At 57.5% G+C, this 13,123-nt stretch carries 19 protein-coding genes; 1 reads left to right on the top strand and 18 read right to left on the bottom strand.

What is annotated here, in order from left to right; all coding sequences use genetic code 11:
- From ABIE11_RS19995 to ABIE11_RS19910, 18 genes are all read right to left on the bottom strand, one after another.
- The gene (locus tag ABIE11_RS19995; RefSeq protein WP_429185225.1) at positions 1-1,194 is read right to left on the bottom strand and encodes a phage tail sheath protein; all 1,194 of its coding nucleotides are present in this window, start codon (positions 1,192-1,194) and stop codon (positions 1-3) included.
- A gap of 126 nt (positions 1,195-1,320) precedes the next feature.
- Positions 1,321-1,740: a tail fiber assembly protein gene (locus tag ABIE11_RS19990; RefSeq protein WP_429185224.1), complete on the bottom strand. Its 420-nt coding sequence runs from the start codon at positions 1,738-1,740 to the stop codon at positions 1,321-1,323.
- Complete coding sequence (locus ABIE11_RS19985; RefSeq protein ID WP_429185222.1) at positions 1,741-3,693, bottom strand: phage tail protein; 1,953 nt, start codon at positions 3,691-3,693, stop codon at positions 1,741-1,743.
- A gap of 11 nt (positions 3,694-3,704) precedes the next feature.
- A complete protein-coding gene (locus tag ABIE11_RS19980; protein WP_429185221.1) occupies positions 3,705-4,235 on the bottom strand; it encodes a phage tail protein I in 531 nt (176 codons plus the stop codon).
- Positions 4,228-5,136, bottom strand: coding sequence for a baseplate assembly protein (locus ABIE11_RS19975; RefSeq protein WP_268196055.1), 909 nt, complete (start codon positions 5,134-5,136; stop codon positions 4,228-4,230). The genes ABIE11_RS19980 and ABIE11_RS19975 overlap by 8 nt, the downstream gene beginning before the upstream one ends.
- A gap of 5 nt (positions 5,137-5,141) precedes the next feature.
- Positions 5,142-5,492 carry a GPW/gp25 family protein gene (locus ABIE11_RS19970; protein WP_429185220.1) on the bottom strand — a complete coding sequence of 117 codons (351 nt, stop codon included), beginning with the start codon at positions 5,490-5,492 and terminating at the stop codon, positions 5,142-5,144.
- Complete coding sequence (locus tag ABIE11_RS19965) at positions 5,489-6,130, bottom strand: phage baseplate assembly protein V (RefSeq protein WP_429185219.1); 642 nt, start codon at positions 6,128-6,130, stop codon at positions 5,489-5,491. The genes ABIE11_RS19970 and ABIE11_RS19965 overlap by 4 nt, the downstream gene beginning before the upstream one ends.
- Before the next feature lie 68 nt (positions 6,131-6,198).
- Entirely contained in the window at positions 6,199-6,648 is a 450-nt protein-coding gene (locus tag ABIE11_RS19960; RefSeq protein ID WP_429185217.1) for a phage virion morphogenesis protein, read from the bottom strand.
- On the bottom strand, positions 6,641-7,108 hold the full coding sequence (locus ABIE11_RS19955) for a phage tail protein (protein ID WP_429185216.1): 468 nt from the start codon (positions 7,106-7,108) through the stop codon (positions 6,641-6,643). The genes ABIE11_RS19960 and ABIE11_RS19955 overlap by 8 nt, the downstream gene beginning before the upstream one ends.
- A complete protein-coding gene (gene lysC, locus ABIE11_RS19950; protein ID WP_429185215.1) occupies positions 7,071-7,316 on the bottom strand; it encodes an Rz1-like lysis system protein LysC in 246 nt (81 codons plus the stop codon). Before lysC ends, ABIE11_RS19955 begins: the two co-directional genes overlap by 38 nt.
- Positions 7,204-7,629 (bottom strand): Rz-like lysis system protein LysB, encoded by a 426-nt coding sequence (gene lysB / locus ABIE11_RS19945; protein ID WP_429185214.1) that lies wholly within the window; start codon positions 7,627-7,629, stop codon positions 7,204-7,206. Before lysB ends, lysC begins: the two co-directional genes overlap by 113 nt.
- A complete protein-coding gene (locus ABIE11_RS19940; protein WP_429185213.1) occupies positions 7,626-8,135 on the bottom strand; it encodes a lysozyme in 510 nt (169 codons plus the stop codon). Before ABIE11_RS19940 ends, lysB begins: the two co-directional genes overlap by 4 nt.
- Positions 8,119-8,340, bottom strand: a complete 222-nt coding sequence (locus ABIE11_RS19935; protein ID WP_429185211.1) for a primosomal protein — start codon at positions 8,338-8,340, stop codon at positions 8,119-8,121. The genes ABIE11_RS19940 and ABIE11_RS19935 overlap by 17 nt, the downstream gene beginning before the upstream one ends.
- A complete protein-coding gene (locus tag ABIE11_RS19930; protein ID WP_429185210.1) occupies positions 8,331-8,534 on the bottom strand; it encodes a tail protein X in 204 nt (67 codons plus the stop codon). Before ABIE11_RS19930 ends, ABIE11_RS19935 begins: the two co-directional genes overlap by 10 nt.
- Positions 8,534-9,040, bottom strand: coding sequence for a head completion/stabilization protein (locus ABIE11_RS19925; RefSeq protein ID WP_429185209.1), 507 nt, complete (start codon positions 9,038-9,040; stop codon positions 8,534-8,536). The genes ABIE11_RS19930 and ABIE11_RS19925 overlap by 1 nt, the downstream gene beginning before the upstream one ends.
- Positions 9,041-9,139: 99 nt before the next feature.
- Positions 9,140-9,895 (bottom strand): terminase endonuclease subunit, encoded by a 756-nt coding sequence (locus ABIE11_RS19920; protein WP_429185207.1) that lies wholly within the window; start codon positions 9,893-9,895, stop codon positions 9,140-9,142.
- A gap of 3 nt (positions 9,896-9,898) precedes the next feature.
- Positions 9,899-10,966 carry a phage major capsid protein, P2 family gene (locus ABIE11_RS19915; protein ID WP_429185206.1) on the bottom strand — a complete coding sequence of 356 codons (1,068 nt, stop codon included), beginning with the start codon at positions 10,964-10,966 and terminating at the stop codon, positions 9,899-9,901.
- Positions 10,967-11,024: 58 nt separating this feature from the next.
- Positions 11,025-11,879, bottom strand: a complete 855-nt coding sequence (locus tag ABIE11_RS19910; RefSeq protein WP_429185205.1) for a GPO family capsid scaffolding protein — start codon at positions 11,877-11,879, stop codon at positions 11,025-11,027.
- Between the two features lie 165 nt (positions 11,880-12,044).
- Between ABIE11_RS19910 and ABIE11_RS19905 the strand changes: the two genes are divergently transcribed.
- On the top strand, positions 12,045-13,123 hold a 1,079-nt coding region (locus tag ABIE11_RS19905), incomplete at its 3' end, for a terminase large subunit domain-containing protein (protein ID WP_429185204.1).

Genomic DNA, 13,123 nt, shown 5'->3' with positions numbered 1-13,123 from the left:
TTAGCTGTTGACCGAGTCCGACAGGTTCGCCAGATAGGTATCGGTGATGCGCTGGCGCAGGGTCAGGTTTTCCAGCGGCGGGACGGGGGTGTAATCGTAATCGATATACAGTTTCCCCACTTTCAGGGTCGCGGTGTCGTTCGACTCCGGGTCGTACCAGCAGGAGCCATCGACGATATAGCCGTTGTTTTTCAGCTCGCGGAATTTGGCATTGATACCGGCGACGATGTCGCGAATCAGCGTCGGGGTAATGGGTTTATCCATCGCCCACGCGTGCGCCTCCGCCATCGTGTCGGCCAGCACCTGCGCGGTACGGGTGTAGTTCTCAAACAGGAAAAGCGGGTCATCCGAGCAGGTGCGGTTTCCCCAGAACTTAAATCCGTCGTTGCGAATCAGCGTGGTGACACCGGCCTGATTAAGCAGGTTGGCGTCGGTCGCTGGCTCCTGCAAATCCCACGACACCGAAGCACTGACGCCGGTGACGCCATTCACGCCGACGTTTGACAGGGTTTTGTGCCAGCCGGTCGTCTGGTCGATTTTGGCACGCAGACCCAGCGCGCGCGCCGTCGCCCAGGCGGTTGAGGTTTCATTCGCCGTGGTGTCCCACGCCAGAAAATCAGGGAAGATGACCATTAGCTCGCGCTGGCTGAAATTCTTGCGGTAGTCGATGGCTTCGGAAATGGTTTTGCAGCCCCACGCACTGATATAGCCAAAGGCGCGCAGGCTCTGACCGGTAGACGCGAGCGCGGTCGCCACTTCCTGCGTATCCAGCCCCGGCACACCGAGAATGCGCGGCTTAACGCCGGTGACGGTCTGCGCCGTCAGCAGCGCTTTCAGGCCGGTATATTTCCCGTTTTCGTCAGTCGTCCCGATGATGTTAGAAATGGTTTGTTTCTGCGCCGCGTCAGGGTCGTCAGGGTCGTCGACACCTTCGGCCACGCGCACGACCACAATGACCGGTTTGCACTGGTCAGCGATGGCCTGCAGGGATTGTGAAAGCGTGCCCTGTTTACCGGCTTTACCGATAGCGGTTTGCACGCTGGTAATCAGCACCGGCTCATTGAGCGGGAATGCCTTTTCGTCAGCATCGCTGGCGGTGCAGACCATGCCGATGATGGCCGTTGAGACGGTGGAAATGGTGCGCACGCCGTCGTTAATCTCGATGACCTGCACGCCGTGATGATAGTCGCTCATCCGTTAAACTCCGTGGTGAAGTGGAGCAACTATTTTCTGTTGTGTCCTGCTTAAGCGCACCGGATAGCGCTTCGGCCACCGGCGACACAACAAACAAAAAAGCCCTCCGGGCGGAGGGCTCTGAAATCAGGCTGGTATTGGCGGCCAGTCGACCTGACTCACCACTGCTGCCGTATCAATATTTTCAACCTCATCGATGTAATCGAGCACAGCGGCCAGTGTGGCTGACTCAGATTCGGTAAGGGTGCGACCGGCCTGCAGTTTGAGCTGAATCACGCTCACGGACTGCATCGCATCACTGATAATTTGTTGCTTCTGCAGTTCCGCCATTGCCGGATAATCCGGCTCGATGGCTTTCAGCACCGGCTTGCCCTGCTCATTCGGGACAATCATTTTGCCTTTGGTCTGGCCGTCGATTAAATGCTGATACCAGCGGTCAGAAATCGCGACCGCATCGGCAGGCCAGCCAGCAGCAGCCTCAAACGCAGGACGATCCCCTTCATACAGAAAACCGCCAATTCCTGCACTGTAATAATATCCGTTCATTTAGTACCCCACAGCCCAGACCAGCGGCGCAACACTGCCATTGCTGCCGTATGCCCGATTCGGTTTAACGACGCAGTTCGCCGTTGTTTTTGAAACAAGGTGATAATGTTGCTCGGCGTTGTCGTTGTTGCTCACATTCAGCGTGCTGACTGAGGCGAACAAACATGCTGACGGAAACGCTTTAGGGAACGTCACCGTGTGGTTGGCTTCGTTGCTGACCGTTGCCCCCTGGCACCACTGATAAATCAGGCCGGTACTGGCATCCTGCAACCAGCCATTCGCCCCCCTTGATGCGGTGTTCGGCGCGGCATAACTCCCTTTTGCCTGATAGCGCGCGTCAAAGTTGCCGTAATCTGACGGCAAAGCCTGACCGACCACATTCAGACCATGCCCGATAGAAACCCTGCCCGTCGCGAGACTTACGGTAAAGGGCCGTAAACTTCCGTAACTCCCCCATACGTCACCGCTGTTGGTAAGCATGAGATAAAGATTACTGCCATCATTTCGCCAGAATGTGCCGTAATTCCCGTAGGCAATGCGGTAGCTGTTAACAGAGCTTGACTGAATTTCAGAAAGTGAATAAATCGCCCCTGCAAAGGTGGCTTTTTTCGATGTGTAGTCAATATTCAGCAGATTGCCGACATAGCCCCCCGCCGCATCGTAATTGTAAATTGACCAGCCGTTTTGATAGGGTCCAAACGCCCAGCGCATCTTTCCGTTCGAGTCGTAAACGTTAACCATGCCGTTGTAAGTGCTGGAACCCACAGCATTGGCATAATCGCCCCAGACAATCCGCCCCTTACTCGTGAATCCCTGATTAAACGTGACAGGCCGTGCAAAGGTTCCGCCCAGAGAAGCAGAAACGGCATCAACATCCGCCGCCTTGGGTTTGTTATATTCGCTGTACAGCTTTACCCACGAAATCCCGGCGCCCGCTCTCTGACGCCCGATATAGGCATGATGGTTATCACCATCAATGGCAAAATAATTGGTTGTTGGCGTACCGTCGTACGGGATAGTGATGCCAGACTTGACCTCAACGGCATCGCGCCAGAATGAAGCAACGGTTTCTTTTGCAGCGGTTACATTTCTGGCAGCACCGCCCAGACCCTGCCAGCCGACAACCGGCACCCGCCCGGCTGTCGTGTCCGTCAACGATGTCACAACATCCGCCTTTGATGCCGTTCCGAGACGCTCCTTAACGCTGGTCAGTTCATCATTAACGGCCTTTACCGCCTTTGGGGTCGCCGCCAGCGCTTCCGAGGTGCTGTCGGTTGCACTACTGAGCTGGACAATGCCCTTCTGCTTTGTGGTGGCGTCCTGAGCCGTATATTTACCATCAGCAAGGTCATACGCTGCCTTAACCGCTTTCGGCGTCGCGGCGAGCGTCTCAGACGTGCTGTCGGTTGCATTGCTTAACTGCGTGAAACCCTTTTCTTTCAGCGTGGCGTCAGGATGGCGGCGTGACTGCTCATGCTCTGCGAGCTTATCGTCGACATAATCCTGCGTCGCCATCACCAGCGTGGTATCGATGGACAGCTCGACCGTGTCGATGTCGCTCACCATAATGACCATGCGCAGCGTCTGCGCGCGCCCTGACCCTTCCGCCAGCTCAGGCTTGTAGCTCTCCGCCATATTGCCGACCGCAATCAGCGTGCCAGTGTCATCGTAAAGCCCCATTTCACGCAGCCAGAAACCGCCGGTCTCAGGGGGAATAACCAGCTCCGCGACGACATAGTTTTTGTGCTTTTTGTCCTGGCTGATTTTATTCAGCGCATGACGCCAGACCTCATTGACCAGTTTTGTCTGACTGGCGTTCGGTTCGGGCAGTTTCCCGCCGCCATCCCCGACGGCCATCGCCGTAAAATTCACTTTCTTCCCGTTCGGGACGGTCGCCGCCGCCAGCTTTTCCGCACCGGCTTTGGTGATAACGGTTTTATATTTTACTGTCATTGTGCTCTCACTTATCCGGGGTAAACCGTGGTGATATCGCCGTCATAGCTCAGGGCTCCGTAATACAGATAGCCCGGAATATCCTGAATAATATTCAGGCCGATAAGATGGCGGCTCGCGGGTTTGGCATCGGCAATCAGCCGCTCCATTTCGTAATACATTTCCTCGGTAATGCCGGTCTCTAACACGCCGATATCGAGGCGGAATGTGCCGGGCGGGTCGTTCGTTTCCCACCATTCCGTCACGTTAATCAGATACCCGAGCGGCTCGACCACCCGGCGCACCGCACCAATCGTCCCTTTGTGCGCATGGATAAACCACGCCGCGCGGATCACCTCGCGCTTTGTCTCTTCCGGCCAGCTTTCATCCCAGCGGTCGACCGAAAACGCCCAGGCAAGCCACGGCAGCAAATTTGCCGGGCAGGTGTCGGCGTTCCACAGACGGCGCAGCGGGACGGGGGTATTTTCGATATCCGCACAGGCACGCGCCGCCGCGACCTCAAGCGGCGACGAGCCGACCGGCAGCAGGCGGTTATTACTCATCGTTACCCCCGACCGTCACGCTGTACGCGGTGCAATAAGACGCCTGCGTATCATCGAGCACGATATCGGCCACAGGTGCTACCAGTTCGACACGCTGCACACCCTCGACGTGGAGCGCGGCGTAGATGGCTGACTTGCGAATATCCCGCCCGAGCCGGTGCTGTGCGCTGATATAGGTCTGCAGCTTCGCTTTTGCCGCACTGAGCACCGGCTCGCTTTCGGGGCCGGGATAAAGGTAAAGCGCCGCGTCGATGGTGTAGTCGACAATGGTCGCTGACTGGACGGTCACACGGTCAGCGACTGGCCGCACGTCCTCGTCATTCAGCGCAGCACGCACTACGGCGAGCAGCTCGTCGGACGCCGCGCCGTTATTTTCGCGGGACAATACCGACACGGTGACGCAGGCTGGCTCGGGGCTGATGACGGAAATATCCGCGACCCGCCCGTCGGCGCTGCGGCCATGAAACTGATATGCCCCGGTAGAGCCTGCGGTACTCAGTCCCTCGGGGGCTTGCTGGATACGCAGGCGATAGTCGGTGTCCGATTCCATCACGGCAGGTGTCGGCGGCAACGTGGTCTCGTCTGCAGGTGTGATAACGAGGCGCTCAACGCTGGAATTTGCCCCTATCTGGTCGAGGTCAGCACCGGCGGCATAGGCCAGCATGACCGCACGCGCGGCCTCGTTGACGCGCTGACGCCAGATGACTTCACGATAAGCGTTCTCCTGCAGCAGCTTCACAATCGGCTCAGATTCAAGCGTCAGCGTGCGCGCGACCGCCTCCTGCTGGTCTTCGGGATAAAGCGAGACAAGCGTCGCCTTGCGTTCGCTCAGAATGGTTTCAAAATCCAGCTCTTCCACGACATCGGGCGCGGCGAGCTGGCTCAGGTCAACAATAGCCATAGCGTTTAACTCAGTGGAATGGTGAGTGAAAAGGGCTGGCTCGTCGTCGAGCGCGTGCCGGTAATATCGACATACAGCGCGCCGTCAGCCTCGCCTCGCTCAAAGGTGATGGTCGACAGTGTGACGCGCGGCTCCCACTTCTGGATCGCGGAGTAACACGCGGCCATAATCTGCAGGCGCAGCGCCGGGGTCTGCGGCTGGTCAATCAGCGCTGAAAGAAGCGAGCCGTATTCGCGGCGCATCACCCGCGAGCCAACCGGCGTGACCAGAATGTCGCGCACGCTCTGCCTGATATGGTCGGCCTCAGAAATACTGAGCCCGGTCTGGCTGTTCATTCCCAGATAACGCACCGTCATTTGGTCTCCTTCGTCCAGCTCCCGCCGCTCTGCACATTGCCGTGTGCGTGGTCATCCGCCTGCACGCCATTAGAGATAAATTTCCCGCCGGTGTGCGTGATATCGCCTTTCATCGTCCCGCCCTTCTGCACTTCGAGTGAACCGGTGATGAGCTTGTTGGTACACACCACCTCGGGTGTATCGAGGGTGATGCGGGTTTTAGCTTTGACCAGCACCACCGGCACGGTCGCGGTAATGGAATTCGACGCCGTGACGTCGGCGGTTTTGATACCGGACACGGTGAGCGCGCCGCTGTCGGGTTCGTACTCGATAACCGCCCCGTCGGGAAAGGCAATGTGAAACGCATCAGGCGAGGCAGACGGCGCGGGATGGTCATCAGAAAAAATGGAGGGCAGCACAAACGCCGTATCGAGCTCACCACCGATAGCCAGAATCAGCACCTGCTCGCCAACGGAAGGAGCCCACCACACCCGCGAACGACCGGCGCGCGAGGTCAGCCAGTTAAGCCATGTGGTTTCCATCCCGCCGGTCTGGACACGACAAAGCCCCTCGACGGGGTCGACGTCGGTCACAATGCCAGTACGGATGAGGTTGCGGATCGCGCGTGCGATATCCTGCAGAGAATTTAAATTATTCATGCGGAAAGGATGCCGCCGGGCAAGGCCAGCGGCAATCGAGCGGGGTTTTATGAGGGGTGAGACAACAATCAGTTGCTTAAATGTTTGATGACCAGCTCCCCGACAAGCTGTTTATCCGCCTGGCTATATCCGAGTAACTGGCGTTCTGAATATTGCACGTCGCGGCTGTGCGGGTTTGGCCGGTCTTTAAGGCCGAGCTGATGGACTCGGGCGATACGCTGCACCTTTCCGGTAAACTCGACCACGGCAGCATCATTGTTACCACTGGCTTTCATGTAGCGGCTCGTTCGCAACTTCTGAAACATCGCGCGCTTGATTCGCCCCGATTTTGCCCTGAGCGGCTGGCGCTTTCGCGCCTGATACGGTGTGCCATCGGGCGCTTTTTGCTGTTTAATCCGTTGCTGTTGCGATTTGCGCAGTTCCTTCGCAATCTCTGCGGCGAGCTTACGCCGCCCCGCCGGTGACATCGCCGCAATCAGCCCGGCGAGCTTGTCGTCAAAGGGCTTTAACTCACTCATCCCATTTGCTCACCAGCTCGCCATTGATATAAAGCTCGGTCGGACGCATGACCGGCTCGGGCAATGGCGGCTCAGGCGCATAACTGACGTGCAGCACGCCGTTTTCATCCCTGACAAGCGTGCGCTCGGTGAGCTGCAGGCTGATACTGATATCAACACTGTCACCGTCGTTTAAATCCATCTGGAAGCGGTAGCCCTTTTTGCGCCCCTCATCCGTGGTACAAATATCCGGCTGATTCTCACGCAGCCACACGGCCACCGGCACGAAAATCAAATCCGGGTCGCCGACAAAATCACACACGATCACATTCAGTGTGTAAATCTTTTCGTGGGACAGCGAGGCCGCGAGGCGCGCATCGATATTCCCCTCATCGGCAAAGATGCGCATCATTTCGGGGTTCGTTTTTAACTGCGGTACGGCGTCAGTGAGCGCCTGGCGCAGGCTGTGTGCTTTCTTCATCGAGTTTGTCCTGGCAGTCTTTGACGGTTTCGACTTTGAGCGCGCAGGCAGTCAGCGCGCCCTCAAGCCTGCGAATATCGGCGCTCAGGTCGCCGTTAGTGACGGGATCGCTTCCCGGCATCGGGCAAAGGCTCACCTTCGGGCAAGCGCTGTAAACAATGACCGGCGGAGGCGCAGGCGGTGCGGGTGTGCAACCGGCGCACAGCATCAGGCAAATCAGCGCGATACCAGCGGCGCAGCTCTTCGTTTTCATTCATCAGCCTCGTTATAGTTTCTTCACGCCTTGCCGCCAGCTCACCGGCAGCGGTCAGTTCATCAGCGAGCCTGACCTGACCGGCCTCATTCGTTCTGGCGATGCGTTGCGACACGGAAAGCTGATTTTTCAGCATCCCGATAGTCGTCTTTTGCTCACTGGCGACCCGGTTCGCTCGCTCAAAGGAGCGGGATAAATTCGCGTTATCGTGGCGCAGCCACAGCACCACGGCGAGCAACCCGGCCAGCAGAATCATCAGCGCTTTCATTGCATCCCCTTCACACAGTAAGCCCATTCCCGCGCACGGCGGTTCTCAAGCCCTTTGTTTCTGACGCCATTTACGAACACCCAGCGGGTGAGCTGGTCACACGCCTGCCACCACTGATGACGCTTGATAAACGAGACCAGCGTCGAGCGACACGCCGCACCGGTTCCCACGTTGAAGGCAAAACTGACCAGCGCGTCATACACGCGCGGCGGCATTTCCACCGGCACGCAAACGGCGAGACGCTCCTCGACGTTCAGCACATCCGCGACGAGGTTCGCCGCCGCCTGACGCTCGGTAATATCCCCTTTCGGGACGACACCGGCAGTGTGGCCAATGCCTGACGTCCACACTCCCGCGCTGCACTGGTAAGGCGTCAGGCGACAACCTTCGAGGTCAGCAATCAGCGCCAGCCCCTCGGGCGAGGTGTTAAGCAGACGAAAGTCAGGCATCAGCGCCGCCAGCGCCAGCACTGCGGCCACACTGCATCGTTTAATGATTGAGCTCACGAATGGCCCCCTTATCCAGTCCGAGCGAGGTCAGATAGCGATAGGTTTTGCGCTTAAACCAGTAATTCGTCAGCGCGGTAAAAATGGCGCAGCCACCGCCCACATAAAGCGCCATTTTCTCGGGCGACATCGCCCCGAAATACGCCAGCCCCACGGCCAGCCAGTAGGCGATAAACGTCGTGATTTTTTCCATACTCAGTCCCATAGATTCACCGTCTCGGTTTTCGGCGCGCTGTCGGTCTCGGGCAGCTCTATCGCCGTGCCGTGCGGCAGAATGACGCCCAGCTCCGACAGACCGGAGTTAGCCTGCAGCACCGTCTCGACGACGCCCTCAGTGCGCCCGTAATAGCGCGCACAAATTGCGTCGAGGGTGTCGCCCTGCATCGCATAGACCTTCATCAGATTTGCCCCACGATACAGCGTGCCTTGTCCTGAATACGCGCTACTGACCAGCGCATATCTCGCCACATCTCATCGATGGTGCTGTCGATACTGTCGGCCTTTTTGTCGCCCTTGCTGGTCGCATCCACGCCGCGATAACGCTCGTAAAGCGTGGCGGTCGTCATCGAGCACACGGCGTTAAAGTAGTGAAAGCAGCGCACGCTCTCGCCGTCGAGCTCGTCGGAGGGAACATCCGCGAGCGTGGCGTGACCGGCGTCGAGCTGCAGGTCGCGCCAGTCGCGCAGCTCCGCGTTAGTCTCCGCGATGGCGGTCTTTATCGCCCGGCGCAGACGCACAGGGGAAACGGTCTGCTCAAGGCGCATTTCTTCGCGCACGCGCTGCGGGTCTACATCAGGAAAAAAACCGGTATTTTTAATCACCGGCTCACTCTCGCCCGGTGGCGGTATCACCACGCCCGGCACGTCCTGCGGCGTTGTTTTGGGCTCAATAATCAGTGTCGTCATGACAACCTCGGGAAATAGGTGGGCGGTGGACGCCGGTCGCAGTCAGGGTAATCAATACCCGCATTGACCGGCGTGCCGCCCGGCTCGGGGAGCGTTCGGTTAACCTGCGGCTTTTGCCGCCTTTGGTGGACGCCCGCGCCGGGCCGCCGGTTTAGCAGCAGGCTTGCGCGTGCGTGGTGTGTTCTGTTTTTTGACAGGTTCGGCTTTCGGCTTTAGCTGACGCTCAAGATTTTCAATGTCTTTTTTCACGCCGATAGTTCGCTCTAACTGGATCGCGCGCTGCAGGTGCGCCAGTGCCTCGGGCAGCTCCCCTGCGTCACGCAGCACGTAGCCGGTGATTTTGTGCAGCTTCGCGCGCACGATGTCGGGCATATCTGCACGCTCAGTCAGTGCGAGGGTATCAAGCAACAGCGCCAGCTCAGGTGACTGTTTAGCGTCACGCAGACGCTGCGCGGCAAGCGCCACCTCTTCGGCCAGCAGATACGGCGTGGTGCGGCGATGACCGCCGACCGGCATCGTGAGTCCCCAGGTCATCGCATATCGGGCAATTTCCAGCGCACCGGCGATGTCATCCGCATCGAGACGCCAGAGCATGACGGTCATGACAATGTCATCCTGTGCGCCCTTGCCATTTGCAAGGACACCCGCCACCCACGGCAGATAGAACGGCAGCAGCTCGCGCTTTTTATCTGCCTTGCGCTCTTTGGATCGGATTTGTTTTAACGTGCGTGAGTCTGCGGCCAGCTTAACGAGCATCTGCTCATAGGCAGTTGCATTGCGCAGCGGAGCAGCAGCCCGCCGCGCGGTTTCAGAGGCCGAGACCCGCATCATGTGAAGCGCTGCGGGGCTCGTCATGGTTTACTCTCCGCCGTTCTCGTCTGCAGGTGCAGCGAATTTGCCGAGGGTAATGTTTTCAATCAGACAACCGGCGGCATACGCTTCGACCACGTAATCAACATTCATTGATTCGTAGTTTTCGATGCGGTCTTTCTTCGGCTCCTCGATGATGGCGCGGCGGTGCGCGTCGTCCATGAAGTAAATCGACAGGTTATCGAGGCGCGTCACCATCAGCGCATTTGCCGGGAAGTACGGCACGCGCACGGCAGGCAGGTTGCCGATGCGTTTCTGGCTGATGATGATGTCAGCGGCCAGCGCCTCGCTGTTTTCCTGCGTCTTGTTGACGATCGGGAAATATTTGTCAGCCAGCAGCTTGCGACCGGTGATGACGACGAGCTCCGGGTCATCCTGATAAATCTCGTCAATCAGGTTGGTCGTGGCATCCATCACCAGCGCGTCGAGGTTTTGATAGTCACCGTTCTCCCCCACGCGGATCACATCAGAAATGACCTTTCCGTCTGCGTCGGTGATTTTTGACATCACGCGCGCCGGTGCTTCGTTGCGGTACTTCTGCAGCCAGCCCACCGCGACATCCTGCAGCATCGGATTGTTTTTGCGGTTGGAGGTTTCCGCGCGCTCGATACCGTTGAAACCGGCCATGATGAAGTCGAGCGACTGGCGCTTGATAATCGCGTCACGGATACGGGTCTGGAAGTCCTGGAATCGCGCCCACAGGTCGAGCTGTTTGTAACGGATATGGAAATCAAAGTTGATTTGCGCACATTCGTACTTGTTGGATTCAAGCGCCGTAAAATCAGCGGTCTTACGCTCGTCATCCCCGGCAGTATCGGCGGTGCTCGCAATCGTACCGTTTACGCCCACACCGACTTTTTCGCCTTTCAGTTCATCGACTGGCACGATGTTGATTTTGGTCAGAAACGCGGATGACAGCTGCAGGGTGTTCATCAGCGTTTGCGTCACGGATGGCTCGACGGTGAATTTCTTCGCCACGTCGTCGGTTTCGACGCCGTTCAGCTCCGCGACGCGGGTCAGGTAAGCATTAAATTTAAAGCGGGTTTCTTTACGCATTGTTATTCCTGTTTTCTAGAAATGGGGCATCAGGCCGGACAGCGAGCCCGGCGCGTTATCAGCAGTTAGTCAGCAGCTCGTCGCCCGTCCCGCCTTTGGATTTCTCGCGGCGCGGCTGGCGCTGGCTTTCGGTGTTATCGAGAGAGCTTTTCAGGGAGGTAAACGCCTGCGCACTTTCGTCTGCCTTGCGGGTCACTTCCTGCTTAAACTGCGCAAACGCGGTTTCCAGCTCAGTGACGCGGCTGTCGGTGGCGGTGAGGTTTGTCTGCACCAGTTCAGAGACTTCCGTCACCGCTTCATGCACATCAGCAAAACGCGCATCGTCAGTGGCCTGTTTGCGGCTGAAAATCGCCTTAACCTTGTCAGTCAGGCTGTTGAGTACGGTGTCGGGAACATCCTCAAATTCCAGCGCCGCCAGCGTGGCAACGGAAAACAGGTCGTCAGGCTGGTCTTTTTTACCGGCGAGCGGGTTCTGACTGGCGCGGCTGCAGAATTCGAGATATTCGGTGCCGAGGCTAGCCGGGTCATCGGTCACGGCCAGACCAATCAGATAGCACTTGCCGCTGTTTGAAAAATTCGGGCGAATTTCCATCGAGGTGTAAACCTTCTGACCGGCACGCACCATGCTCACCAGCTCATCGAGCGGCGCGATTTTGCCAAACAGCGCTTTTTTGCCGTTCAGCGCCGAGTCATCACTGATGATTTCCGCCTTAAGCTCGGTCACATCGCCTAAGCGCTTAAACGGACTGTCAGGCATCAGACCTTTGATATGTTCGAGGTTAATGCGGCAGCCATAGACACGCGGGTCGAAGGTGTCCGCCATTTCCTGAATATCATCGCCACTGATGACACGGCCATCGCAGGTGTCACCCTCGACGCCGATGCGAAACCATTTAGAAACTTTCTTTGCCATTGTTCAGGTGTCCTGATGTTGGGTTTTCGGTTCGGGGTTAGTTTCCCGACTCCGCCCCGCATCAGCCACCGCTTACGCTCCTGTTAGATCTGACACAACAGGGGCTTAGCGAATACGCGCGATGATTTCCTTAGCCTTGCCTCGTACCAATAAAACGAGGTGAGAATGACAATTTCGACTGATTTATCACTACTGAATGACCCTCGACGACAGGCGCGTCTGTTGTACTGGCAAGGGTTCGCCGTGCCGCAAATTTGCGACATGCTGCAGGTGAAGCGCCCGACGGTGCAGAGCTGGAAACAACGTGATGGATGGGAAGACACCGCACCGATTAATCGCGTTGAATCGACATTAGAGGCGCGGCTGATTCAGCTCTACGCAAAGCCCGACCTGACGCCGCATGACTTTAAGGTCGCTGATTTCCTGTCGCGCCAGATGGAACGGCTCGCACGTGTCAACCGCTACGGCCAGACCGGAAACGAGGCGGATTTAAACCCCAACGTGGCGAACCGCAACAAAGGAGATCGCAAAAAACCGAAACGTAATTTCTTTAGCGATGAAGCCATCGAGAAGCTGGAAGAGATTTTCCTCGACCAGTCGTTTGAGTATCAGCTCAACTGGCACAAGGCCGGGCTAGAGCACCGTATTCGCCACATCCTTAAATCGCGTCAGATTGGCGCAACGTTCTACTTTGCTCGTGAATCCCTTCTGCGCGCCCTTAAGACTGGGCAAAACCAGATATTTTTGTCAGCCAGTAAAACGCAGGCGTATGTTTTCCGTAAGTACATCATCGCCTTTGCGCGGCTGGTCGACGTCGACCTGTCAGGCGACCCGATTGTCATCGGTAACAACGGTGCAGAGCTGATTTTCCTCGGCACCAACTCAAACACCGCGCAGAGCCATAACGGCGACCTGTATGTCGATGAAATTTTCTGGATACCCAATTTTCAGAAACTACGAAAAGTTGCCTCAGGGATGGCGTCACAATCGCACCTGCGCACCACCTATTTCTCGACACCTTCCACGCTGGCGCATGGTGCTTATCCGTTCTGGTCTGGCGAGCTGTTCAATCGTGGGCGCAGCAGCGCCGCCGACCGGGTCGACATTGATATCAGCCACAAAGCGCTCGCCGGTGGCGTGCTCTGCCCGGATGGGCAGTGGCGGCAGATTGTCACCATCGAGGACGCGCTCGCCGGGGGCTGCACCCTGTTCAATCTGGATCAGCTGAAACAGGAAAACAGTGC

Origin of the sequence: Lelliottia sp. 489, from assembly GCF_050435885.1 — a bacterium.
Classification (GTDB): Bacteria; Pseudomonadota; Gammaproteobacteria; order Enterobacterales; family Enterobacteriaceae; genus Enterobacter; species Enterobacter nimipressuralis.
The sequence above is the reverse complement of the archived record's forward strand: the minus strand, read 5'-3'. Positions and strand labels throughout refer to the sequence as shown.